Origin of the sequence: Kosakonia oryziphila (assembly GCF_900094795.1) — a bacterium.
Classification (GTDB): Bacteria; Pseudomonadota; Gammaproteobacteria; order Enterobacterales; family Enterobacteriaceae; genus Kosakonia; species Kosakonia oryziphila.
On the sequence record NZ_FMBC01000049.1, the window covers coordinates 1 to 23,738 of the forward strand.

Sequence of the window (23,738 nt, forward strand, 5' to 3'; positions counted from 1 at the left end):
GCGTCGCCAGTTGAAAAACCTTTCGGCGACTGCCGGAACATGCGCACCAGCGGAATTCCAACGGCCCCGGCGATGTCCTCCTTGAACTCGCTCAGCAGATCAGACAATCCGGCAAACGTATATGAGTGGGTTTCGAAGGTGTCCTCAGCGTCAATTAGTGTCATCCCTTCATTTGTCTGATACTGACGAACCATGTCCATTTGCTTGAGTAGTGATTCGAGTCCTTTACCACCCATCCCAATCAACTCTCGCAATTTTTTAACTTTCATTGTCCGCAAATGGGCCTTGTATGAAAGTTGGGCCGCGCCGACACTGGTGCTGTCGTAGGACGTCAGACGGTCGAAGATGCGCTCAACGACTGACATACCCCATTCATTTTCAGTGATTTTCTGCTGGTAAGGCAGTTTCACACCATCCATTCGAATGAGGCGGCTATGATGGAGTGTCCAGGCTGGCAAGCCCTGCGCCGTCGTCACGATGTCGTAGAACTCCGGTTTGCCGAGGTGTGGGCCAAGCGTTTTAATGCGCCGCATCAGTTGCGGGTTGAGCATCCAGCGGTCAAGTACGGCCAGCCCTTTAAAGCTTCCTTTGCCGACTTTATCCAGGATCAGCGGTGTTAACGGCGCCTGCCCCTCAATGAGAATAAGCGCACCGGCACCGCCATAAAGCCGCGACCATTTCAGTGCCTCGTTGAGCGCCTCCCAGAGTTGAAGCTCTTCAAATTTCGACTCCAGAATGCCGCGACGCTTCGGCTCAATCTCGCTGGTGATGCGCACACCTTTCTTTGTCATATCATCAGGGATAGCGTCAACGGCAACGCCGATGATCCAGGATGAACGATAGGCCCACTCCACCAATAGCCGATTGCGGCTGGTGTAATTCGCCCGGTACGTTGATGCTGCGTGCTGGTTGGGCTGCTGCATTCCGACGCGGGCAATAAAGTTATCGTAAGAGTCCGCCGTGGCGACTCGTTTTACTTGTTTCGCCATGCGTTTATGCTCCGAATTTCAGCCAGACATCAAGAGAGGAATCCATTGGCGCGTAATTGATCATTACAGAGTCCGCAAGGTTCGGTGATTTTGTGCCTTCTGGCTGTTTATTCACAGATATTTTACCCACCCCGTTAATGGCGTAGGTTGGTTGTGAAAGCTCGATAATAAGTTTGTCTTTGTTTTTCATTGTGCTGCTGATGGAAATGATTTCATCAGGGTTGTAGGGTTTACCCTCTTCAACCGCGCGGTAAGTGTTGCGGAAGAGCTTACGCAGATGCCACCAGCTCTGGGCTTTCGCGTTGGCAAAAAAATCTTTGTTCAGGCGAGCATTCTGGCCGTTATCCCCTTTCACCGCCTCTTCATCCGGATCAAATACGCCACCGCTGCCGCGAAACGGAGTGGCTATAATCATTGGTCGTTGAACGGCAGTACGCTGCTCGTTAATAACCCTCGCATCACCACGCGCACCGGCACCAAGCCCGTCCTCGTCGAAACGAAACTCTGTCAGGTTGTCCGCTTCGCAGTAGCCGAAGACCTTCTCGACAGAACCGTAAATATCACTGCCGACACCTGACCATTCCCGGACGTTCTCCAGCAGAAACCCGTGGCGGGTGGAAAAGGCGTTTTTGTCTTTGCCCTCATCGGCCACATCCATTGCGCCAAGACGCTTACCAGTGGGCTGAATGCCAAGTTTGATATGAGCATCAATGGCAGCCTGTACCCATTCGGAGGGAATAAGCACGCCCTCTGCCGAGGCGCTGTAATTTAAATCAAGCTCCTGGGCAACAATCACCGGGTTATCAATTTTGTCGCATTCTGCGTGATACCACTCATCGTCTTTGCGTGGATCGCTGCGCCAGTGGAACGTAAATACCGGAATTTTTCCGCCATGCCGTTTCTGGGCAAACGGGTTAGCCATACCATTGACCGAGCTGAGATCGATACGGCATCGGGTCGTCTGTGATAACGCCGCATCAATCAGCAGCGGGCGCGCCAGGAATGCAGACTCATCCACAAAATAAAGCGTTGTACGGTCACCACGGCCAATGTTATCGCCCGCTTCACCCTTAATAATCGCGCCGGAATCAGGAAACTCCACCTCCATGAATCGGGAGTGTTTTTTTTCATTCCAGCCACCACGAAATTCAACAGGTAGTTGTTCAATGAATTTTCTGGCTTTCCAGAAGAGTGATTTAGGATCGCTTGTTGAATCCACATACATCTCTTTGCGACTACCAAAGCCAATCACCATGTCTTTGTTAAACAGGCACAAGGTGCAGGCAAGGCCAACGGAAGTCCAGCTAAGCCCCATCTCACGGCTTTTCTCTGTAATCCCGTTTTCGCGGTTGGAACGCCGATCCAGTATCCAGTTAATCCACTCTTCCTGCTTTGGGAAAAGAAGGAACGGGATAGTTACCGGCAGACCGTAATCGATGTTTCGCGGGTCAGATGTCATCCCCCAGTCGATGATGAACTGGGCCGGGTTATTGCGATAAAACTGCCTGAGTGCCGGTATCATTTCAGGCTGCTGCCGGATGCGCTGTAGCCGTTCGGTGCGCCATGCAAACACGGCGCTATAGTCCGGTTTTTTGAAGTCGAACGGAAACGGGAGCGGCATAGTAAATTTCCGGAAATTTGACCCGATTTAACATAATGGACGTTACCCGAACTGGCGGAATAGCACTCATCGGGCGTTTGGCGCGAGAGAGCTATTTCCACCAATAAAGTGGCAAAAACCGGGTGAATAAAACATGCATAAAACAGGTCAAAAAGTGCATAGCGTTTTTTCAGTTCAAAACGCCTGTTTTTGCATTTTTCAGCCCATGAGTTTTTTGTAGGCGTCTGCCGCTTCGTGTGGAGTCAGGCTTACGGTGCTGGCTTTGTCTACCTCACCTTTATTGGTGAACGGTTCGAATACTTTCGGCGCTTCCAGCTCCATAAGCAGAGTTGCCGGAACCTTTATCCCCTCAGCCTCAAGCAGCTGTGCCGCCTCAAGCGCGTTATATTTTCCGGCCACCTTATGTTTCATCACGTCGCGAAGCACATCACGCTGGCGTTCTTCCTCGCCGTACATGCTGTGTCCAAGGCCAAGAGATTTAGCGAATACGGCCACGTCATTGTGGGTGGGTAGCACATCCTCAATGGTTGTTTTCATCCCATCTGCAGATTTGGTGACCACCTTCCTTTTTCGAACATCCAGGCTCCTGCCCGCCACGCTGTTGATTTTCTCCATCAGCACTTCGCGTGCCTCAGTGAATGCACGATCCAGATCAGGATGCTCTTTCCGCCAGTTCCTGATAGTCGCTTCGTCAATCCCTAACCGCTGGGCAACCATGCGATTTGATATTTTGTTACGTGCCAACGCCATATCAACAACGATCCCGACGTAGGCCTTTTTAAAACTATGTTTACGGGCCATACGCTTACCTGATATCGGTGACTGTTTATATTTTGTTCAAAATCATTTTTCCGCATTTTGCGTGCGGAATAATTCTGCCAAAAAATCCGCTTTCAGGCCGCTGCCTGTCTGCGTTTGAGTGCGGAATTAAAAAGCCGAAAAAATGCGGAGTTATCGATTTTTCTCCAAAACTGCGATTTGGTGCTCTCAGGCCGCATGAAACGGGGAGATAGTGGATCGCCCTACTATTTCCATTATGTGGGTTACTCAGTCCAGATCCATGTCCACCGGCGCACAGAACAGATGCCCATAAACATCAATGGTGGTTCTGATATTCACATGCCCGATAAGGCGGGAAACATGCGTGATGTCGACGCCCCTGGCTGCCAGCCTGGACACTGCAAAATGTCGGAGGTGGTGAAATCGCCTGATACCATGCGCTGACAGCGTTTTCTGTAGAATTCCCTGCGTGCCGTAGTTGATGGACAATGGCGCGCCAGTAAAGCTGTTTGATACCAGCGGCTGAGTTGTCCCGAAGTGCTCCATATTCAGCAGGGAAAGAAGCTCTCTTGGCATTCTCACCTGACGCTCTACCCCGCGTTTTAGCCCTTCCCGAATAACGCCATTGACGATATGTCGCCGGATTTTGATTGTTTCGTGGGAAACGTCCTCGTAGGTCACTGCCAGAGCTTCCCCGAGGCGCAGACCGCAAATCCCGAGCCAGCATGCAATTCGTTCCCGCTGCGGCGCTGTGTTGAGTAAATTTCGTACAGTTTCCCGTGAAGGGATCGTTATGGGTCGACGATGCCTGCGAACCGGACGATCAACCGGATTAAACGTGATGAGCCTTTTTTCTTCCAGGAGGAAGAACGCCGAACGAATCCAGCGATGGCATCCGGGGCGAACTGAATCGGTGATATCACGGTGACTGATCCGGAGAACGTTTTTTTCCAGTATCGCCCCCTGAACAGCCAGAAGGTCGTGACGGCATTTACTGTAAGAGGAAAGCCGTATGATGTTTTTTTCCAGCTTGTTGGCCTGATAACCGAGAAAAAAAAAGATTAACTTACGGAACGTCCATGAATGGTCTATTCCGCTCCAGTTGGCGGTTCGACAATCCAGTTCGATATTCTGTTTTTGCCAGAAAAGATGTGCGGCATCATCAATATTCTTAAAAATACGACGGCGTCCATGACCGGATTTTTCATCCTTCCAGTGGACGTAATATTTTGATTGTCCATTGGCATCAGTGGATTCTTTTATCGAAGCCATACTGAACAGCCCTCAACAATTAACATTATCGAAGCCCATCATTGAAGAGCTTCTGTAATATCAGCGTTAAATAGGAGTAAAGCGGAAATTGGTGACATATCTAGCCGCCACAAAAACGCTCCCTTTCAGGTCTTTATTAGCTGCACAGCAATAATATTCCCCATCCACTACCGGTTGGTCTTGATCCGAATAGCCCAGTATTTTTTTACCATCATTCAGTTCAAAGACTGCCTCATAAACGGTTTTTCCGGTATCGGCAGGCTCACAATCAGTTATATAAATGGATGATTCACTGGAGGTTATTCTTTTACCAACGTCTAGACCCGCTACCATCGCAGCTTTTATTAAAGCTGAAAGTGCATTTTCTTCATTTGTTTGTTGTAAATCATATTTGAATTCAACACCCCACGGCTTAGGCAATCCAAGTATGCATACGCTTAAAGTATCTTTTTTCATATTTCACAATCTCGCACTAAAGTAATTTTCGGTTTTGCAAACCGCCACGCGATCTTAATTTTTGCTCGCTGAAATAATTTCCACATTTAAACATGCCATCATGCCGCCTCATTCGTTTTCAGTGAAGCTACATTGTCGCGGGCCAGCGAAGTAAACAGGCGAAGATAAAAAGACATCAGCGCATAGCAGACGGCCGTAAAAACCCACCCACCATATGCCAATAGACAACAGATAATGATCAACTTCAGCCAACCGACTGAACGGAGGAACAGATTCTTTTTTTTCGCTATGCCGCCAACAATTTCCAGTGCCTTACGGCGAGACTCTTCATCTTTTGCACTTTTAGCTGCATAGCTCAGGATGTAAACCAGCGGGCCGATAAAAAAGGCCAAAGCCATAATTACCCAGTAAGCGGCGACCGTTAGCCCTATTAACGATTGAACGCCAGTTATTGATGAATAAAGCAGGATAATCAGCAGCGCATAGTCAGAGGCGCTTGTAATCAGGCTGGTGAAAAACTTTTTCATGGTATTTCCTTTTAGGGGTGAGCCTGTCGCACGGCAAAGCCGCCAAGAGCAAACGGCTTGCCCAGGCTCACTACTGAAAGACTCTTTTTTGATGCGCGTGCGAGGCGCATAAAAAAGCCCCGCCATTTGCGAGGCTCTGTTTTTTTGCCACTTTACGCAGTGGCAGCGACTGAACCGGCTGTGCTGGTAGCCATTGCTTCTGGCGCAGCGTCAGTTTCAGCCTGTAGTTTTTTCAGGCGCTCCTGAACTTCGGCTTCAATCTCAGCTTCCTTCGCTTGCGCAGCAGCCGCCGCGGCTTCCACTTTTGCGGCGGCCTTCGTTTTGAGCCAGTCGCGGATTTTTACCCAGCCACCAGCGATTAACAGAAACGCGGTGCCCACGGTGGAAAAGTACAGCAATACGGTTTCATAGAACGTCATTTTGTTTTTACCTGCCTGAGTTGTTCAGCCTGTTGAATGGCTGAAAGTTGATTGTTGGCTTTCTCTATTGCCGCCAGCAGTGGCTGAATCCACAGAACAGCCTGGCAATATGTCAGGGTGCTGGTGGCAGCGGTGCCAGCACCTGCTGTGTCAGTTCCGCCGGAAGTGGTGTGCATTGCGCTGACACGTAGACGGTACGTGTAGTCGAGCAGCCCGTTAGCAATGTCAGCAGGAACAGGCAGATCGCAAGTTTTCTCCCGCTTGAGAATCGTTCGGTATTCAATGACGGTTTCCTCTGCTTTTGCATCCACGCTTTTGTTCTGGTTCGCTGTGGTACTGGCGATGCTGTTAAACGCCTGCTGCTGGTCGGCCTGCATCTGAATGACTTTGGCCTGAACGAGCACATTAGCTTCAGCTGTATCGGCGCGGCTGCTGTTGCTCTCGTAGCGATAACCGAAGAAAACTCCGAGGCCTGCCACCAGCAGGATCAGAAACACAATGATGCTGGCGCGGGTTTCGGCGCTCATCACGCACCATCCAGGCAAAGCTGTTTCTCTGCTGCGCGGCGCGTTACCAGTCCCGGCAACTTCACACCGCTGGCATAAACCCAGCGCGGGAACTGCTGGCAGGCATCAACCGTCTTCCCCTGGCGCAGCAGCCAGAACAGCGTCGATTTCTGCATGGCGCCGCAACCAACATTGAACGTGATCGACGTGACGGCGGAAAACGTGTTGTCACTCAGCTTCACGCCAGCGGCGTAGCTGTTGACGCACTTCTCAGCCTGAAGGATGTTTTTCTCCCAGTCGGCGGCGATCTGCGTATCGGTCTTGCGGGTACCAGCTTTAACGCCGTGGGTGTTGCCGATACCATCAGTGAGGACGCCCGCCGGGCAAACATACGGATCACGACGGCATGCCTCTGCATTGCCGATTAGCTCAAGCCCGCGCTCGTTAGTGCGAACTTGTCCAGCATGCAGCACGATAGCGATGATCGTTCCGACAGAACAAACCACACCAACCGCCCCGCCGGCTTTTTTAATCGCTGACATATCCCACCTTTTTCATTGCCTCAGTTACCACCTCAGCCGAGGCCGGGCGCTCATGAGCCGGTTTATTCGCAACGTCGTGGAGATACTCCTCCAGCAGTCGGGTGCGTTTACGTTCTTCTTCCAGCCGCTGTCGCTCTTCTTTACGTTTCGCGTAATACGTCTTGATAGTGAAATAGGCAGATATCAGTGCCCCAAGAATGAAGACGTAATCCTGCAACGACAGAAGAGAAAAGCCAGCAAGCAGCGACGACCACCAGTACGGCAGGTTGTGTCCATCTGTTGAATTCATACGTTGCATATCCGCACCTCCGGTTGTTGGGGGCGCTGTGTGAGTGAAAAGGGTCAGGCTCTCGGGCTGCATTTAACAACGAAGCCATCTGAAGTTGATTCCCGAGGCCTGAGAATAAAAAAGCTCGCGCGCGGCGAGCAATAAGAGGGTAAAGCAATGTCGGCATTATGGCCGAAGGTACCCGCTGGTAGGGTTTGGTGTGGTGGCCGGTGCTGAACTCCGGCATTCCTTCATTTCGATGAGAAACACATCGGCGTAGTGCTAGTTTTACTCTCATCATGTTGTTCTACAGAAGGTACACATTGGCGGCCAGCGCATCAGCCTGCGCATTCACCACAACGGAAAGAGCACTGGTCGCCCGGATGGCATTAGTCGCGTCTACCGGTTTTCGCCTTGTTCGCTGCTCTTACCTGTTATGGGCTCCGTTTCGTGGAGCTAACGGCATAACCTAATCGCGAAATCAGTTATGCACCATATGTGCTAGATAACGTCGCCACGATGACGGCGTGTTTAGCTATTGATTTTTTCAACCCATTCGCGCCAGCGAGACTCACGAATTTCTGGACTTAACTGCTGGTCTTCAAAATGGCTTGCCAAATTAATCGAATCTGGAAGCAACGCCCAGGCGACATAAAATTCGTGCGGTTCGAACTCTCCGCCAGCAAACTGGTATGCGCCAACATGATAAACCTCGCCATCTTCTTCGAGTGCGATTACATGAGCAATGTGCCAGCCGTCACACGGGTTTAGCAAAATTACCCACTTACCGTCTGAATCCTTTGTCAGCTTTTCACTGGCTGGTCGAAAAACTAACTGCTCGGTTACCTGTTGAGACATGAGGGCTCCAGAAAGCAAAAAACCCCGCCATTACTGGCAGGGTTTCGATGTTAAGCGGTGTGGCGAAGTAACCACTCTTAACAGATTAAAACGAGTTTTGTAATTACACAACCCTTTTTAATCTCGGTGGAAGAATGTTTTCCTTTCGGCACTCCCTGTCCATTTCGAGTTTAATCTCAAGGGTGCAAAGTGATCCCTGAATAAAACTCTCAGCAGCCTGGAGCCGAACTGAAACATGGTTGTGGGAAATACCCAGTTTCGTTGCCATAACGCGCAACGTCATATTGTCGATATAGTGCCATTCCAGAAGTGAGCAAAGATACTCATCGTGCTTTCTGAGACGAATCATCGCCTCGTTGATGAACATTCCATCATCGTCACAGCAGGATGGCTTACCTGCTCTGCTGGCGGGAAGCAAACGGGACAACCCAGCAGCGGTACGCGGGTATCCGATATTTGCTGATCCGCCAGCAGCCCATACCCCCCATCGCTCTAATACCATCTGGATATCACGCATTTTTCTCTCCTGTACTGTCGATGATGTGCATGCCCTGCGGGCTAAAATGTTTGAGAGATGCTTCCAGTTTCATGCGGCCACCTGTTGTTTTTTCGTGTATACACGCTCACGAACCAGATCGCCGTTCATAAGCAGGTCGTTGAAGTCGCCGTTATCGCACCAGCGGATGCTGACTTTCACCAGATCATTTTTCGCAAGCAAATTGGCATGGGCGCATTCGTACGCTGCCGCCTCCCCTGTAGCTGAATGTGCGTCGTTGTCAGCAAAAATAACCAGGTGCTTAACTCCGGCAGGTACCCGAAACTTTTTCATAAAACCGCTGTTCATCGTCGCCCAGGTGTTCACGCCATAAATCTGGTAGCAGGAGAGCGCGGTCTCAATCCCCTCAGCGATACCCAGTGTTGAGGACACAGGAAACATGCGGATGGCCACTGAACGGGCATGTTCGAGATAGTTTTCTTCCTGCATGGATTTCTGACGTTTGGCACTTTCCCCCAGCGGCGCTTTATATTCACCTTCCAGCAAAGTGCGATGCAGGTAACACAACTCGCCCTTGTCATCGGTTGCCAGCGCATAAAGCGCCTGGTAAACCTTCCCGGCATGGCGCTGCCTGTCACAAAATCTGATCGCATCAGTGGGTAGTTTTGTAATACCACGGTGTTGCAGGTATCCGGCACCGGTTGTTCCGCGCAACGGCACCAGCTTTGCAAACTTACTGATGGTGCGCTGACGTAATCTGGCAGCGGAGCTGTTGACCGGAATTTTTTCATGGCGGTAATCGTTACCTATGATCTGATCCACTTCCGTGCTGATAGCGCTGAAACTCTTCCCCTGAGTCTTTACCAGCAGTGACATGCCATCGCCGCTGCCACAGACGCAAATCCATGTACCTGCGCCATCGCGGTCATCGACGCGGTATTTTCCACGCGCGCCACATACCGGACATTCACCCTTAAAGTGGTTTTTACCCGTGATCGGCGGCAATCCGTAATATTCAAAAATCTCAGCCCACCGGCCTTTTGCTGCCTCTGCTGTTTTCACGCTCTTTTCTCCAACATACTGCGAATATCTGCCATCCGATGTTTTGCATTGATGATTTTTTGCGTTTCACCGCCAGCCTGCGTGGACGGTTCAGTTTTGCCCGCCGGGGCAGATTTCTCCCTTCCCCGGGCGTAAGCGATGAGTTTGTGTTTGATGTGGTTGCTGACCTCCGGCGTGATCTCCATCGGGAAGTCACTCAGTCCATTCGGCCACTCGCCAAATTTTTCGAAGAAGGTATGAGCACACCAGCCATTGCTGATCGCTTTACCCATAGAGGCACGCTGACGCTGGTAGAATTTGATCTGGCTCCACCAGGACTGTTTGTCGGATTTGGTGTAAACCTTTTCACCTTTTTTGAGCTTTTTGATGTTGCGCTGTGTATCAGTCTGAACGTCTTCGCCGACCAGCGGTTTGAACCCACATTTCGGACAGACATAAACCCCGGCAGGTTTCATGAAGTGGCACTCAGGACATTCTTTCGGAAGTTTTTCTTCGCGCTCTTTGGTGGCTCGCGAGGCAACTTCTTTCATGCCATCGCTTTTTGATGGCAAATCGTCATACTCGATAGCATCCGGGAAGCCGAGGCGGTGAACTGTCCCGCTATGATCGAAGATGAGGCAGGTGTCTTTACCGGGGGCAGTGCGCAAACCGCGACCTATTGCCTGCAACCAGCGGATCTCGCTCTTTGTCGGACGAGCGTAGATGATGCAGCGCACATCACTGTCGAACCCGGCCACCAGTACACCGACGCTGACGATGATTTTTGTGGCGCCCGTTTCGAACCGGTGAATGATGAGGTGGCGCTCATCGGAAGGTGTCTCCGCGATCATGACTTCGGCATTAATGCCTGCACGGTTAAACTGCATGGTCACGAAATTAGCGTGATCCACATTCACACAGAACGCTACCGTGGGCAGGTCACAACCGTTGCGCAGCCAGTTATCAACAATGTCGCCCACCAGATCGGAACCACACATGATTTCGGCCAGTTGAGTTTCGTTGTAGTCAGAGCCATAGCCTGCGGTAACGCTGGTTTTCACCCCTTTCAGGTCAGGTTTGGTTGGCGCGTAAAATTCAAAGGTGCTCAGATCGCCACGCTGGATCAGTTCCCTGATGGTGGTGGGTTTTATGAGATTTTCGTAATACTGCCCCAGCCAGGGAGAGAACGGAGTTCCGGAAAGACCTATAACCTTAATGCCGGAATCCCGGATGATCTCCAGCAGAGCGCGGCGCTTCATGTGCGCTTCATCGACAATAATCAGATCGATGTTGTCAGGAAAATCACGGCGGATCAGTGTATCTGCGCTGGCAATCTGAATCAGACGTGACGGGTCATAGTCCGGATGATCGCGCCAGATGATCCCGATATCGTCAGCCGACAGACCATATTCAACAAAGCGGGTGACAGTCTGCTGAACAAGAATGGTGAACGGGGCAATAAACAGGACGCGCTTACCACGGCTGACGTGCCCGGCGGTGATGAATGCGGCCAGACCGGTTTTGCCGCTGCCTGTGGGTGCATAGACCATGAAGGTACGTTTCTGCTTCCACTCCCGGCGCAGCGAGTTCAGACCGCGTTCCTGTGCAAAATTCGGTTTAATGTTCAGCATTGCCACCACCTTTAGAAATCACTATTCCAGAAGGAACCATTCCCGATCTGAGTGGCTTCCAGTTTTGTACCAGATAACTAGTACATCGCTGTTTTAAACCCTGTCTCTTGGATCGGTACCTACCTGACCTATGGAGCTGTCTGTTGGAAAAGGATGCTTCCCCTTCCCTAACACCCATCTCCCCCCTTACCCCCCTCTTCCCTCTTCCCCATCTCATGTACTAGAAAGCTGGTACAAGGATAAAAAACAGACAATCAGAGAATCGACTCACCAGCACCCGGAACCTTTAAGCCGGCATGCAACCAGACGCCTTTAAGCCCGGTTATCCTCAGTCCCGCTTACCGCGTTCCTGCCAGGGGCGGTTCAGTCGTGTACCCCTGGATTGCTCGTCCGTGCGTTCTCACGAACTTGCGAAGCCGTGTATTGGCCTCATGCCTCGCTCTGTTCTCCTGACGGAATGAGACAGGCTCGGCGTCAAACTCAACTTCATAAACTTCTGAATATCGCTGGGCAATTTTTCGTCTCAGCGAAGGAGGCAGCAGGATCAATTGCTCCTGAATCCATGCCGCGTCTGCCTGGCTGTACCACGCAGGCATTTCAATCTGCACACGATCCGGGTACATAAAGCCTCCGGTGGCATGTCAATCCTTGGTCTGCTGGTTGCTCTCATCACCAAAAATCAGCCAGTTTGGATCGCATTTGAGAGCGCGAGCCAAACCGAGAATGCACCGCGGCTGTAAAGTTTTTCCCGCCTCAATAAGCTGGATGCTTTGCTGCTTCAGTGATACACGCTCAGCCAATGCTGATTGAGTTAGTCCCAGCTCAAGCCTTTTAAATTTGAGTCTTTCCCGTAGTGTATTCATATAGACCTCAAACAAGTTTAATTGTATTGTATTTTGAAGATAACTTGTTTGTCAAAGACCATTTTTATTGTGACCATTACAAGCCAAAAGTGAGGGGGGGCTATGAGCATCAGTGAACGAGTCAAAAACAGACGTATTCAGATAGGGTTAACGCAGACAGAACTGGCAAACCTTGCGGGAGTTTCTCAGCAGGCTATTCAACAACTTGAAGACGGGAAAATACTAAGACCTCGTTACATCGTGGAGTTAGCCGCCTCTCTCCAGTGCGATGTAAAGTGGCTCCAGTCTGGGATTGGCGAACAAGAAAAGCGAGAACGATTAAAAGAAGACCAAATCCCCCCAGAGCATGAGTGGGGTAAGGTGGATGCCTGGGACAAACACCCCCCCCTGCCAACCGATGAAGTGGAAGTTCCATTCTTGAAGGATATAGAATTCGCTTGTGGAGATGGTAGCGTGGTTGATGAGGACTATAACGGATTTAAGCTTAGGTTTTCCAAAGCAACCTTGCGGAGAGTCGGAGCAAATTCAGATGGATCGGGGGTTCTCTGCTTTCCAGCAGCAGGAGATAGCATGGAGCCATTTATCCCAGATGGCGCTACCGTAGCCATCAACACCAACGATAAAAAAATAGTTGATGGAAAGGTATATGCCATAAATCAAGACGGCTGGAAGCGCTTAAAACTGCTTTACAGAACAGGCCCCACTACAGTTAGCATAAGAAGTTTCAACACCGAAGGTCACCCACCTGAAGATGCTGAGCTGCAAAACCTTGAAATTATCGGCCGTATGTTTTGGTCAAGCACCATCTGGTAACAATTAAAACTGTTTCACTTTCAATAAACCCAGCCTTGCTGGGTTTTTTTTGCGTAACAAACAGGTAAATACAAACCTAACAACGAAATATTATATTTAAAAACAAATAGTTAACACAACAATCAAATATAAGTTCAAATTGTATTTTACAAGTACACTTGTTATTAGTATCTTTATCTCATCGGTAAACAGCGGAGCCAATGAGATGAGTAAGCAAACGGTAATAGCAAAAACAATCGGAAAGAGAATTTTTACTAGGAGAACAGCGTTAAACCTTTCACAGGATTTTCTTGCCGATCATCTTGGCTTGATTACTGAAACCATCGACGACTGGGAAAATGAAAAAGCTACCCCATTCGCGGATCAGTTGGTGAAGTTATCTAATATCCTCCATGCAGATGTTTTGTGGCTTATTGCCGGTCATGATGAATGTGGTGAATTCACAGAGTCAGTGGTTGATTTAAATTGTGGCATACTTAACTCATGGGCTGCTGATATTGGTAATTGCAAATGGGCAATTTCTAACGCTATGGATTGCATGCCACAGGAATTACATGCAATCGGAACGCTGACTATCGTTTTTGAAAAGCTTGACGAACTTCAAGAAGTTATTAGTAAAAAAGCAGACAAACTACAAGATTAATTAACTCAAATTAATTAACGCCTTAACTGGTGTGGCCTCTCTCAACCTGAGGAAATGAAAATGCAAAATGCACTTTCAGTAATTAATAAATCAATACCAGTACCGGGTGCATTGTTTAGTGATAATCAAACCGAGCAATGCGCCAATAAAATAATGACCAGCCAGATGAATGGCGACTCGATGCAGCCAACTATTCAGCCGGGTGAGTTAATTGCTTTTGTTGATTGTGGCGGGCAGATCACCAGTCCAGGAATTTATGTTTTTACCCGCGATGTGTTTGGTCATCGCTGCTTATTTATTAAACGTGTTGAGCCAATGACTGGTGGTGCTTTGAAGATTATTTCAGACAATCGTCATTACCAGACTTTCACGCTTGATATTGAAGACCAGAGCGATATGCAGGTGCATGGTCGCGTTGTTGCCTCAATGACAGTAAGGCATTACGCATGAAAAACAAATGCGCATTTCACACTGCTACATTAATGGCATCGGCTGGCTATTGGGATATAGCCGTTCTGTTTCTACGTAAAGCATATGGGCGGTAATCATGGCAGAGTTAAGGCGTCAGGATATCCAGCAAGTAAATATTACCGCCGAACAACTTGCAGGGCTGGCCCAGACACTTTTCGAATATCACGAAAAACTAGATCATTTTCAATTAAGAACTTTATGTTCACTGGTCTATGACATGTCCTCTCGAATTCACGACTGGACAGAACGTGAAGAAGAAATCGTTCTGAAATTAGAGGATAAAAATCGCAATGGATAATTTAATTCTCACCTATCGCCACAGGATATTAAAAGCAGCATTACTTCGCCACCAGCGAAAAACAGGAAGCACCTGCATTGTTATCAGTTTGCCGAAAGGCGGAATAACAACGCTGGAGCTTACCGAAATTGTTATAGATGGTCTTCTGGTTCGTTTCGAAAATATTGCCAGAAAAGAACATGGAAGTATCGACGGAGATAAAGCTATCCGCGAATTATACCGGAATGCAGTTGATGTGAATGGTCATGGTGAATATCTGACAGAAAGCGGAAAGCTGCTGGTCGATGAGCTTGTAGCCGAACTGGTTGAGCATGCAAAGAAAACCGCAGCCATAACACAGGAGCATTTATGACGCTCACCGCGATCCGAATCCCTGAGTGGGTTCACGAACAGGCGGTGCATGTTCTCCGCCAGTACCGGAAAGGCCGGATTCATCCGCGCCGTATGCATGGCTCCGGGAATCTGAGCCTGAAAGTTAATCTGCGCTGGCGTCTGCTTTCCCGCGATGGTGGCACGGACTGGGTGGTAATGAGCCATGAGCGCTATTCAAAGATAAAGGACAGAAAATGAAAGATAACCGCACCGTCAGCGTCATTGACCTGGCTCTCCAGAAATACGACACACCCGCTGGCCCGTTGTTCGTGGCAGCCCGCCACGGTCGCACAAAGAAATGCTTCAGCCGCGATACAGCGATCCGCTATCTGGCTTTTTTCATGACATCTCATGCCTTCGCTCGTTCCGGATTCCAGCAGCGTCACCCTCGGGTACGCATTGATCGTGACGACATTGAGGTATGGCGAGACGGGGAAACAAAGGCTGAGTACCTGGCGGCCCACCAGCGCACAATCCGGCGTCTCCGACGCATCCTGGCCCGCAAACGCGAAATGCAGAAGTGGTGTGCAGCATGGGATTCCATGCATGACCGCTATGTGAAGGACGTTGCTGCCCTGCAATCAATCAAACCGTTTTGAGGAAATTTTATGACAAACCTGATGCATTTTAACTCGTCTGAGCTGAATCTTTCTCTCACCGGTATGCTTTACAAAGGGAAACCCGTATTAGATGCGGTGGGACTGGCAAAATCTCTGGGTTACGCAAATCCCGCTGATGCGCTGGCGAAGCATTGCAAGTCACTGATTAAAATTAATTATAGCGAATCGCGAGAATTAGGTTTTGGTGAAAAACCTCGCGGTATCCAGCTTGCCGGTCAGGCGGATATGTTCCGTCTCATCCTGCGCAGCCAGCTTCCGTCCGCAGAACGCGTGCAGGACTGGGTATGTGAGGATGTGCTTCCGTCCATTATGGAAACGGGTTCATACGGCAAGTCGTTACCCGTTGCTGAGCCAGCACCGCAGGCAATCAGCATGCACAGCGACATCCTTTCGCTGGCCCGCGTTGTGGCCGAAGCGACCGCATCAGCAACGATGAAAGCAGTGATGGAGGTGGCCAGCGTTAGCCTGGTGTCTGCTGCTCCTGCATCACCTGCCGCGCCGCAAACACGCATCAGCACCGGAACTGAAATGCCCAACACCGATAGTGAATTTGTACCGGTGCATAAAGTGTCGTGGGAGACCGGGCTTTCAGATCCTTCCTGCCGCCGCCTGATCCAGTTCGCCAGTCTTCCCACCAGGCAACTAACGGGTATTCGTGGCCTGTGCGTTCAGCGTGAAGCCTTTATCCATGCCTTTCAGGTGCTGCTGGAGGAATCAACCCGGCCCAGCGGTAAGCTCAAGCGCTGGCAGCATCCAGAGTTTGGCGGCTTTCTTCTGCGCAAGGATCCTGAGGTACTCAGTGTGGAGAAAGAATGATGGCGATTATTACACAAAACTTCCGCCTTAACGCGCTGGCAAATCAGTATGCCTCAGCCCTTTATGGACATATCAGCGCCACCAGCACCGGGGATAGCTTCATGGTTAATGCTGGAGGGCAAGCAATACAGGTGAACATTGTCGGCGGCATTAAAGGAGTCAGGGATTTAGTCGACGGTTACGCACTGGAGGCGATCAAAGACAATTACCCACAGTGGGAAGAGATCGGAATCCAGTTGTTGAGCCGCTGCGTTAGTGGCAACGAACTGACGCAAGCCGGCCTGGAGATCTGGCAGAGCATGGTTAATGACATGGGCGATACGGTCGCAGGGAAGGCTTGAATGAAAATCGAATTCAACGATAAAGGCGCTGTGGCCACGGTGACGATCACCAGTACCGCGTTCGAGTTTCGCCGTCACAATCGCGCAGTTGATACTGCGCTTTTCCTGGCGCCGGGAACCATCGCCAGCCGGAGCGGATTTTTCCTGATGAAGACGATTATCTCTGGCCCGACATCGCGGGTAAGCCGGGCCTATAAAAATGTTATGCGGGAGGTAGCACGATGACAACACAGACGATTGGCCGCAAATGGCTTGAAACCACAATCGCTGAAATGGAAGTTGTGCGTGACGATATGCCTTTCGGTCTCGACGAAGACGGCAATAACACCCTGGCGGCACTGAAAATTGCCCTTGCTGCGCTGGGCATCGAGCCAGTATATCAAGTTAATGACGGCGTTGGCAGCCATACGTGGTCTGACGTTGCAAAGGACGTGTTTGATTTGTATAGCGACCAACGGAAACGCATTGCATACGCCGCACCGCCAGCGCCAGCGCCAGAAGTTGATGATATCGGTTCGTGGGATAACGGGAAGTATCCGCCGAGTCATGAACCAGCACCAGCGCCGGTTAACGATGTCACCAGTGGTGAATCGTTGACTGTCACGCTGCCTGACATCAGTTCCAAAGCGTTCTGGAGCGGCAGCGGTAAGGGCGAGGTTTTCCACCCGGAAACCTATAAGCGCTGGGTGAAGGAAGCCATTGAACGAGCTTGTGCTATCGCAGGAATCGTCGTGGAGGTGAAATGATGACTATTTATAACAACCTGGATAAATGGTGCCAAATCCCGCAGCGCGAGCCAGACCCTAAAACGGTGTGCAACTTCTGCAAGCAGGTTATCACTGAAGACAGGTTGATAACCGGGCCAGGCGTAAATATCTGCACCGATTGCATAGATTTGTGCAATGAAATTGTCTCGGATCGCCGCACCGAGTATCGAAAGAAATACATCGAAGAGATGTCAACAATGCTGTGCATGGCGGATGAAGCATTAACCGCTGAAAAGGCAATTGTTCTTGCCTGCAGCATTTTCGATGCAGGGTACCGTAAGGGGGAGATCTGATGAACTGGCCGACAGCTATTGTGATTTGCGTTGCATGCATCTGTATCACCGTGATGTTGATGTGGGGTGATCGTGAATAAAGCCTTTGAAATGTGGGTGCGCGGGCGGTATGGAAGCCGCTATGACCTGACAAAGGATTGTGAGGGCCACTACTGCCGGGAAGTGGTTAAGCGGATGTATGAGACGTGGTGCCACTGCCGTGGCCTGAGTGTGGTGTGAGGTGAGTATGGTAGACATTGAAATGATTACTGAACAGGAAGCGATGCGCATGCTGAAAGTATCATCACGCGCAACGATCTGGAAGTACACGGAGAATCATAATTTTCCGAAGCCAATCAGAACCCACCCCAAACAGTACCTTAAGTCCGCGGTGGAGAACTGGATTTTAAGCGGCGGCATCAACCAGAAATCTTCCTGATGTGCCAGAATATTTTTTCGGCGTAAAGCTCATAGGCGGCTTTCTGTTCAGCAATCCAGTCGTGTTTGTTGTAGACGGAAAGCACGCCGCCCAGCTCATGCCCCAGCATCTTTTCAATAACGTGCGGGGCGACACCTTCTTCTGAAAGCCGTGTTGCCAGGGTGCGGCGAAAATCGTGAGCTGAAAAATCACCAACACCTACAATACTCTGAATTCTACCGATGAAACGGTTTGCCCCCGATATTGTCATCGGTACACTAAGACGTGGGCCGGGGAAAAGAGTGTTCCCGTAAGTCATCTCTGCTTTCTTTAAAAGCTCGTCGGCAGCGCCAAATATTGGCCGACGGATCAATTTCTTCGTTTTGCTCTTTTCTGCCGGCACGGTCCAGACACCCTCTTCCCTGTCAAATTCACCTCTGATCGCTAGCCGCAACTCGCTATTACGTGCGCCATAGAGCATCAACAACTGATGTAACAACCGGTTTGATGTCGAACCACGACTGCGCTCAATAGCCAGCCAGATCTTTGCCAGTTGGTTATAGCTAAGCGTAACCTCGCCTACTTCCGGCTTAACGCCGATATCCTTTGGCTGGAGCAACATTAGTTCGGGTGAACTGATAAACTGACGACGCGCGCACCAACTGATCGCAGAACGAAGTTGCACCAGCAATTGTCTGGCACGCCTGGGGTTAATTTTTTCCTCTTCAGTAAACCGCTCGACCCAAAGCCGAACCGGTATATCCTCCAGTGGCATTCCAGCAAAGGCATCCTTCATGTGCTTAATCACTGTGGCCCGATAAAGTGCCTGTGTTTTATCCCGCAGCGTCGTCTTTACGTAGTTGTCGTGCCAGTAGTCAAGGCAGTCCTTAACTGTTGGTTTGGCGCGGTTGGCAGCCCCATTGAGAGCTATACGCGGATCAATGCCGCGATCGATAGATTCTTTTAGTTCGGACGTCTTGATTCTGGCATCGCGCAGGGTTAGCCCTGGGTAGCGCCCAAGCCCAAGCCTGTGCTGCTTCCCATCCCAGCGGAACCGGAACTGAAAGCTGATAACACCTTTGGGGGTTATGCGAATTCCAAGTCCGTCTGAATCAGTGATTTCAGCAGGGCCGGAATATGGTTTACCATAGAGAGAACGTAGTTTTGTGTCGCTGATAGCCATTTAGTTTTATGTACTCAACGATAAAGTGATTTATGTACTCAAGTTGTACTCAATATCGCATGTACAAACATAAACAACAATATCACCGGGTAAACAAAAGCAAACATAAACAGACGAAAAGAGACACTTACTCATTGAATTTCATGTACATAAATCAACAGGCGCGTACATCAGGTGACAGACAAAAACGGAAGTATACAGAGCACTTTTCTCTTTCACGATTATGAAACTTTCGGTACCAGCCCGGCGCTGGATCGCCCGGCGCAGTTCGCCGCGCTGCGTACTGATGCCGATTTTAATGTCATCGGCGAGCCGGAAGTTTTCTACTGCAAACCGGCGGATGATTACCTGCCGCAGCCTGAAGCGGTGCTGATAACCGGTATCACGCCGCAGATTGCCCGTGCCAAAGGCGACAATGAGGCCGCGTTCGCCCGGCGTATTCACGATCTTTTTACCGTACCGAAAACCTGCGTACTCGGTTACAACAATGTGCGTTTTGACGACGAAGTCACGCGCAATATCTTTTATCGCAACTTTTACGATCCCTACGCCTGGAGCTGGCAGAACAACAACTCGCGATGGGATCTGCTGGATGTGATGCGCGCCTGCTACGCCCTGCGTCCGGACGGTATCAACTGGCCGGAGAACGACGACGGCCTGCCGAGTTTTCGCCTTGAGCATCTGACAAAAGCCAACGGTATCGAACACAGCAATGCCCACGATGCGATGGCCGATGTGTATGCCACCATTGCGATGGCACAACTGGTTAAAGCAAAACAGCCGAAGCTGTTTGACTATCTCTATAGCCATCGCAACAAGCAGAAGCTGGCGGTGCTGATCGATGTTCCGCAAATGAAGCCGCTGGTGCATGTTTCCGGCATGTTCGGCGCATGGCGCGGCAATACCAGTTGGGTTGCACCGCTGGCCTGGCACCCGGAGAACCGCAACGCGGTAATTATGGTGGATCTCGCAGGCGATATGTCGCCGCTGCTGGAACTGGATGCCGATGCGCTGCGTGAGCGTCTGTATACGCCGAAAGCGGATCTCGGCGAGAGCGCGGCGGTGCCGGTAAAGCTGGTGCATCTGAATAAATGCCCGGTGCTGGCGCAGGCCAATACGCTGCGTCCGCAGGATGCTGAGCGGCTGGGTATTAACCGCCAGCAGTGCCTTGATAACCTGCAAATTCTGCGCGACAACCCGCAGGTGCGGGAAAAAGTGTTGGCTATTTTTGCTGAAGCCGAACCCTTCGTGCCGTCAGAGAATGTTGATACGCAGATCTACAACGGCTTTTTCAGCGATGCCGACCGCGCAGCGATGAAAATCCTGCTCGAAACCGAGCCGCGTAACCTGCCCGCTCTCGATATTACCTTTGCCGACGGTCGCATTGAAAAGCTGCTGTTTAACTACCGGGCACGCAACTTCCCGGGCACGCTGGATGAAAACGAGCAGCAGCGCTGGTTGCAGCATCGCCGTAACGTCTTCACGCCGGAGTATTTGCAACAGTACGCCGAACAAATCCAGGCCCTGTTCCAGCAGCACGACTGTAATAGTGAGAAGCAGGCGCTACTGAAAGCACTGTGGCAGTATGCAGAAGAGATTGTCTGAGCGCGGATAGCCTGACCTGAAAGCATAAAAAAACCGGAGGCCTTAACCTCCGGTTTTTTTGACTCTGCGTAAGCGATTTACGCGATGTCTTCGTACTGCGGAACCGGGTTACGGAAACTGCGAGTAACACAGGCCAGATAAACCAGGCCGATTGCGCCCCAGATGAGGCCCAGAATCATTGAACTCTGCTCAAGGTTGATCCACAGTGCGCCTACTGTCAGCGCACCGCACACCGGCAAAACCAGATAGTTGACGTGATCTTTTAGCGTCTGATTGCGTTTTTCACGGATCCAGAACTGCGAGATCACCGACAGGTTCACAAAAGTGAATGCCACCAGCGCCCCAAAGTTAATCAGCGCCGTTGCCGTTACCAGGTCAAATTTAATCGCCAGCAGTGCAATCGCGCCGACCAGCAGAACGTTCCACGCCGGGGTACGCCATTTCGGATGGACATAACCGAAGAAACGGGACGGAAACACACCGTCGCGGCCCATTACGTACATCAGACGGGAGACACCCGCATGTGCCGCCATACCGGAAGCCAGTACCGTAACGCTGGAGAAGATCAATACGCCCCACTGGAAGGTTTTACCGGCAACGTACAGCATGATTTCCGGCTGCGAAGCGTCCGGATCTTTAAAGCGGGAGATGTCCGGGAAGTAGAGTTGCAAGAAGTATGATGCCGCGATAAACACCACGCCGCCAATCAACGCAGTGAGGAAGATAGCGCGCGGGATTACACGTTCAGCGTCTTTGGTCTCTTCAGAAAGAGAAGAGATGCCGTCAAAACCCAGGAACGAGAAGCACAGAATGGTTGCGCCAGTGATCATCGGCACCACATGTGCGCCTTCAGACCAGAAGGGATGAGAACTGACCAGCGTGCCTGCACCTTCACCGTGTGAAACGCCGTAAATGATCAGGCCGACGATGACCGAAACGATCCCCATTTGCAGGATGACGATCAGGGTGTTGAAGTTCGCCACGGTCTTTATGCTGCGCAGGTTAGAGATGGTCATAAAAGCCACCAGCGCGACCACGAAAATCCACGATGGCACGGACGGCACCAGCGCTTCGAAGTAAATTTTCGCCAGCAGAATGTTGATCATCGGCATGAACAGGTAGTCCAGCAGCGATGACCAGCCGACCATAAAGCCAACAGCCGGAGAAATAGATTTCTGTGCATAGGTATACGCTGAGCCAGCGGACGGGAAGCGGCGCACCAGCTTACCGTAGCTCAACGCAGTAAAGAGGATGGCGACCAGCGCAAACGCATAAGCGGTTGCGACATGACCATCGGTCAGGCCGGAGACGATACCAAATGTATCGAACAGCGTCATTGGCTGCATATAGGCAAGGCCCATCATTACAACCGGAATTAACGTAAGCGTCTTTCGTAATTCCACGCGAGAGGTTTTTGGAGTAACGTTATGCGACATGGCTATCCCCCCAGAACGGTGTATACCGCCGCAAAAGCAAATAATTGCCCCATTTGTGTTCTTTCCTCAGCGACAACGACTGTCGGTTTTTAAATGTGTATCTATCCGGTACGAAGCCCGGCCTCTTTGTATTGAATGACGTTTTTGCCCGCAAAAAAATAACCGACGGATTAAGGTCGGTTACTCTCTATACCCTAAATAATTCGAGTTGCAGGAAGGCGGCGACACAGCGACAAATTCGTCGGGAACGAATTTGCCCAACCGAAGGTTGGCCTCCGGTGAGAGACAGGATGTCTCTCAGTAATCCTCACGGGCTTACTCCAGTAAGTGACTGGGGTGAGCAAGGAAAGTCAACGCACATGCAACTTGAAGTATGACGGGTATATTTTCGCAGTGGCATATTTTGCACCATATTGAGGCGCGATGACAATACCGTGCGAGCCAACTCACGGTATTGGTGCATTCAAACGACTGACTTTTAAGCTTTTGGCGAATTATTAATCATGTCAATAGCATTTTTTGCACAAAAATCGTCACGCCAGCGGCATATTAAACGGATCGGGGTAGAGATATTCGAAGCCCAGCTCATTACAAATCCGGCTGCCATCAATCACTTTGCCCTTATCGTGAGACGTGGATTCGAGGAAATGCGGCGGTGCCAGTCCAAGCTGGCGCGCCATCTGCGTATAATAGCTTTCTCGCGAGGGATGAGACGGCGCACAAAGGTTATAGGTATGCCCGCCTTTTGGCGCCTGTAACAGCAGCGTGATCGCCGCAATGACATCTTCCAGATGCACCAGATTAACGCCATGCTGACCGTCGGGTGCGTTTTTTCCGGCGAGGAATCGCCCCGGATGACGCGCAGGCCCGACAAGCCCCGCCAGGCGCAGTATATCAACGGAAGTCCCTGGCAAATTGTGCAGCCAGTCTTCCAGTTCTTTCAGTACCCGTCCGCTGGCCGTTACCGGCTTGCGCGGGGTGTTCTCTTTCACGACGCCAGCAGCATCGCCATATACCGACGTCGAACTGGTAAAGATGATGCGTGGAATACGATACGCCAGTGCGCTATCAACAATTTCCTGCACCGCCTGCAAATAAAATTCTTCGCCAGGCCCACTGCGCCGCGCGGGAAGCGTAATCACCAGCACATCAACATTCATCAGTGCGTCGAGGTCGTCCGCATCACATACCAGCTCTGGTTCGAGATTCAGCACATAACTTTCGATACCGCACATACGCGCGGCTTCCACGCCATCAGGGCGAGTTTTGCTGCCGGTCACCTGCCAGCCACGCGCCCTTAATGACAATGCCAGTGGCATGCCCAGCCATCCTAACCCGACAATTGCGACCTTTTTCATGCTTCCTTCCCTCCTTTCCGGCACCTGACTCTTCAAGGCTACGCCAGCCAGCGACA

At 50.7% G+C, this 23,738-nt stretch carries 32 protein-coding genes and 2 pseudogenes; 14 read left to right on the top strand and 20 right to left on the bottom strand.

All coding sequences use genetic code 11. From position 1 onward, the window contains the following. The 17 genes and pseudogenes from GA0061070_RS19410 to GA0061070_RS19485 form a co-directional block, all read right to left on the bottom strand. A partial coding sequence (locus GA0061070_RS19410) for a DUF1073 domain-containing protein (protein ID WP_090137620.1) occupies positions 1-989 on the bottom strand: 989 nt, incomplete at its 3' end. A gap of 4 nt (positions 990-993) precedes the next feature. Then, the gene (locus tag GA0061070_RS19415; protein ID WP_090137621.1) at positions 994-2,610 is read right to left on the bottom strand and encodes a terminase large subunit; all 1,617 of its coding nucleotides are present in this window, start codon (positions 2,608-2,610) and stop codon (positions 994-996) included. A 198-nt stretch (positions 2,611-2,808) separates the two neighbouring features. After that, the gene (locus GA0061070_RS19420; protein ID WP_090137622.1) at positions 2,809-3,411 is read right to left on the bottom strand and encodes a hypothetical protein; all 603 of its coding nucleotides are present in this window, start codon (positions 3,409-3,411) and stop codon (positions 2,809-2,811) included. A 246-nt stretch (positions 3,412-3,657) separates the two neighbouring features. Beyond that, positions 3,658-4,662: a tyrosine-type recombinase/integrase gene (locus GA0061070_RS19425; RefSeq protein WP_090137623.1), complete on the bottom strand. Its 1,005-nt coding sequence runs from the start codon at positions 4,660-4,662 to the stop codon at positions 3,658-3,660. 66 nt (positions 4,663-4,728) lie between these two features. Continuing rightward, positions 4,729-5,118, bottom strand: a complete 390-nt coding sequence (locus tag GA0061070_RS19430; RefSeq protein WP_090137624.1) for a hypothetical protein — start codon at positions 5,116-5,118, stop codon at positions 4,729-4,731. 98 nt (positions 5,119-5,216) lie between these two features. After that, positions 5,217-5,645 (bottom strand): hypothetical protein, encoded by a 429-nt coding sequence (locus tag GA0061070_RS19435; protein ID WP_090137625.1) that lies wholly within the window; start codon positions 5,643-5,645, stop codon positions 5,217-5,219. 152 nt (positions 5,646-5,797) lie between these two features. Beyond that, the gene (locus GA0061070_RS19440) at positions 5,798-6,064 is read right to left on the bottom strand and encodes a DUF1378 family protein (RefSeq protein ID WP_090137626.1); all 267 of its coding nucleotides are present in this window, start codon (positions 6,062-6,064) and stop codon (positions 5,798-5,800) included. Beyond that, entirely contained in the window at positions 6,061-6,591 is a 531-nt protein-coding gene (locus tag GA0061070_RS19445) for a hypothetical protein (RefSeq protein WP_090137627.1), read from the bottom strand. The genes GA0061070_RS19440 and GA0061070_RS19445 overlap by 4 nt, the downstream gene beginning before the upstream one ends. Further along, positions 6,591-7,112 (bottom strand): lysozyme, encoded by a 522-nt coding sequence (locus GA0061070_RS19450; protein ID WP_090137628.1) that lies wholly within the window; start codon positions 7,110-7,112, stop codon positions 6,591-6,593. The genes GA0061070_RS19445 and GA0061070_RS19450 overlap by 1 nt, the downstream gene beginning before the upstream one ends. Then, on the bottom strand, positions 7,099-7,410 hold the full coding sequence (locus GA0061070_RS19455; RefSeq protein WP_090137629.1) for a hypothetical protein: 312 nt from the start codon (positions 7,408-7,410) through the stop codon (positions 7,099-7,101). The genes GA0061070_RS19450 and GA0061070_RS19455 overlap by 14 nt, the downstream gene beginning before the upstream one ends. A gap of 501 nt (positions 7,411-7,911) precedes the next feature. Further along, positions 7,912-8,238, bottom strand: a complete 327-nt coding sequence (locus GA0061070_RS19460; protein ID WP_090137630.1) for a hypothetical protein — start codon at positions 8,236-8,238, stop codon at positions 7,912-7,914. A gap of 103 nt (positions 8,239-8,341) precedes the next feature. Continuing rightward, on the bottom strand, positions 8,342-8,755 hold the full coding sequence (locus tag GA0061070_RS19465) for an antiterminator Q family protein (protein ID WP_090137631.1): 414 nt from the start codon (positions 8,753-8,755) through the stop codon (positions 8,342-8,344). 4 nt (positions 8,756-8,759) lie between these two features. Beyond that, positions 8,760-8,828: pseudogene (locus GA0061070_RS26040) on the bottom strand (hypothetical protein); the annotation flags it as partial. After that, a complete protein-coding gene (locus GA0061070_RS19470; protein ID WP_090137632.1) occupies positions 8,825-9,796 on the bottom strand; it encodes a DUF7146 domain-containing protein in 972 nt (323 codons plus the stop codon). The gene GA0061070_RS19470 and the pseudogene GA0061070_RS26040, both read right to left, overlap by 4 nt. Next, positions 9,793-11,406 (bottom strand): DEAD/DEAH box helicase, encoded by a 1,614-nt coding sequence (locus tag GA0061070_RS19475; protein ID WP_090137633.1) that lies wholly within the window; start codon positions 11,404-11,406, stop codon positions 9,793-9,795. The genes GA0061070_RS19470 and GA0061070_RS19475 overlap by 4 nt, the downstream gene beginning before the upstream one ends. A gap of 338 nt (positions 11,407-11,744) precedes the next feature. Further along, on the bottom strand, positions 11,745-12,029 hold the full coding sequence (locus GA0061070_RS19480) for a hypothetical protein (protein WP_090137634.1): 285 nt from the start codon (positions 12,027-12,029) through the stop codon (positions 11,745-11,747). A gap of 18 nt (positions 12,030-12,047) precedes the next feature. After that, positions 12,048-12,269, bottom strand: a complete 222-nt coding sequence (locus tag GA0061070_RS19485; protein ID WP_090137635.1) for a helix-turn-helix domain-containing protein — start codon at positions 12,267-12,269, stop codon at positions 12,048-12,050. A 102-nt stretch (positions 12,270-12,371) separates the two neighbouring features. Between GA0061070_RS19485 and GA0061070_RS19490 the strand changes: the two genes are divergently transcribed. From GA0061070_RS19490 to GA0061070_RS19555, 13 genes and pseudogenes are all read left to right on the top strand, one after another. Continuing rightward, entirely contained in the window at positions 12,372-13,082 is a 711-nt protein-coding gene (locus tag GA0061070_RS19490; RefSeq protein WP_090137636.1) for an XRE family transcriptional regulator, read from the top strand. A gap of 205 nt (positions 13,083-13,287) precedes the next feature. Further along, complete coding sequence (locus tag GA0061070_RS19495) at positions 13,288-13,725, top strand: helix-turn-helix domain-containing protein (RefSeq protein WP_090137637.1); 438 nt, start codon at positions 13,288-13,290, stop codon at positions 13,723-13,725. 60 nt (positions 13,726-13,785) lie between these two features. Then, a complete protein-coding gene (locus GA0061070_RS19500; protein ID WP_090137638.1) occupies positions 13,786-14,175 on the top strand; it encodes a S24 family peptidase in 390 nt (129 codons plus the stop codon). A gap of 97 nt (positions 14,176-14,272) precedes the next feature. Then, positions 14,273-14,494, top strand: a complete 222-nt coding sequence (locus GA0061070_RS19505) for a hypothetical protein (protein WP_090137639.1) — start codon at positions 14,273-14,275, stop codon at positions 14,492-14,494. After that, a complete protein-coding gene (locus tag GA0061070_RS19510; protein WP_090137640.1) occupies positions 14,487-14,846 on the top strand; it encodes a hypothetical protein in 360 nt (119 codons plus the stop codon). The genes GA0061070_RS19505 and GA0061070_RS19510 overlap by 8 nt, the downstream gene beginning before the upstream one ends. Beyond that, positions 14,843-15,064 (top strand): ParE family toxin-like protein, encoded by a 222-nt coding sequence (locus tag GA0061070_RS19515; protein WP_090137641.1) that lies wholly within the window; start codon positions 14,843-14,845, stop codon positions 15,062-15,064. Before GA0061070_RS19510 ends, GA0061070_RS19515 begins: the two co-directional genes overlap by 4 nt. Continuing rightward, positions 15,061-15,465, top strand: coding sequence for a hypothetical protein (locus GA0061070_RS19520; protein ID WP_090137642.1), 405 nt, complete (start codon positions 15,061-15,063; stop codon positions 15,463-15,465). Before GA0061070_RS19515 ends, GA0061070_RS19520 begins: the two co-directional genes overlap by 4 nt. Positions 15,466-15,474: 9 nt before the next feature. Next, a complete protein-coding gene (locus tag GA0061070_RS19525; protein WP_090137643.1) occupies positions 15,475-16,302 on the top strand; it encodes a BRO-N domain-containing protein in 828 nt (275 codons plus the stop codon). Positions 16,303-16,307: 5 nt separating this feature from the next. Then, positions 16,308-16,643, top strand: coding sequence for a hypothetical protein (locus GA0061070_RS19530; RefSeq protein WP_090137658.1), 336 nt, complete (start codon positions 16,308-16,310; stop codon positions 16,641-16,643). After that, a complete protein-coding gene (locus tag GA0061070_RS19535; protein ID WP_090137644.1) occupies positions 16,644-16,868 on the top strand; it encodes a hypothetical protein in 225 nt (74 codons plus the stop codon). Between the two features lie 344 nt (positions 16,869-17,212). Further along, a pseudogene (locus GA0061070_RS19540) lies at positions 17,213-17,389 on the top strand (ATPase); the annotation flags it as partial. Further along, positions 17,386-17,703: a ClpX C4-type zinc finger protein gene (locus tag GA0061070_RS19545; RefSeq protein ID WP_090137645.1), complete on the top strand. Its 318-nt coding sequence runs from the start codon at positions 17,386-17,388 to the stop codon at positions 17,701-17,703. The pseudogene GA0061070_RS19540 and the gene GA0061070_RS19545, both read left to right, overlap by 4 nt. A gap of 226 nt (positions 17,704-17,929) precedes the next feature. Then, positions 17,930-18,121, top strand: coding sequence for a helix-turn-helix transcriptional regulator (locus tag GA0061070_RS19555; RefSeq protein ID WP_090137647.1), 192 nt, complete (start codon positions 17,930-17,932; stop codon positions 18,119-18,121). On the opposite strand, the gene GA0061070_RS19560 is transcribed toward GA0061070_RS19555, so the two are convergent. Continuing rightward, a complete protein-coding gene (locus GA0061070_RS19560) occupies positions 18,102-19,283 on the bottom strand; it encodes a tyrosine-type recombinase/integrase (RefSeq protein ID WP_090137648.1) in 1,182 nt (393 codons plus the stop codon). The genes GA0061070_RS19555 and GA0061070_RS19560 overlap by 20 nt on opposite strands. A gap of 174 nt (positions 19,284-19,457) precedes the next feature. Between GA0061070_RS19560 and sbcB the strand changes: the two genes are divergently transcribed. Further along, positions 19,458-20,888, top strand: coding sequence for an exodeoxyribonuclease I (sbcB, locus tag GA0061070_RS19565; RefSeq protein ID WP_425256067.1), 1,431 nt, complete (start codon positions 19,458-19,460; stop codon positions 20,886-20,888). A 77-nt stretch (positions 20,889-20,965) separates the two neighbouring features. Here sbcB and GA0061070_RS19570 read toward each other — a convergent pair whose 3' ends face one another. After that, positions 20,966-22,324, bottom strand: coding sequence for an APC family permease (locus GA0061070_RS19570; RefSeq protein WP_167353601.1), 1,359 nt, complete (start codon positions 22,322-22,324; stop codon positions 20,966-20,968). A 533-nt stretch (positions 22,325-22,857) separates the two neighbouring features. Beyond that, on the bottom strand, positions 22,858-23,682 hold the full coding sequence (locus tag GA0061070_RS19575) for an SDR family oxidoreductase (protein ID WP_090137649.1): 825 nt from the start codon (positions 23,680-23,682) through the stop codon (positions 22,858-22,860). Between the last annotated feature and the right edge of the window lie 56 nt (positions 23,683-23,738).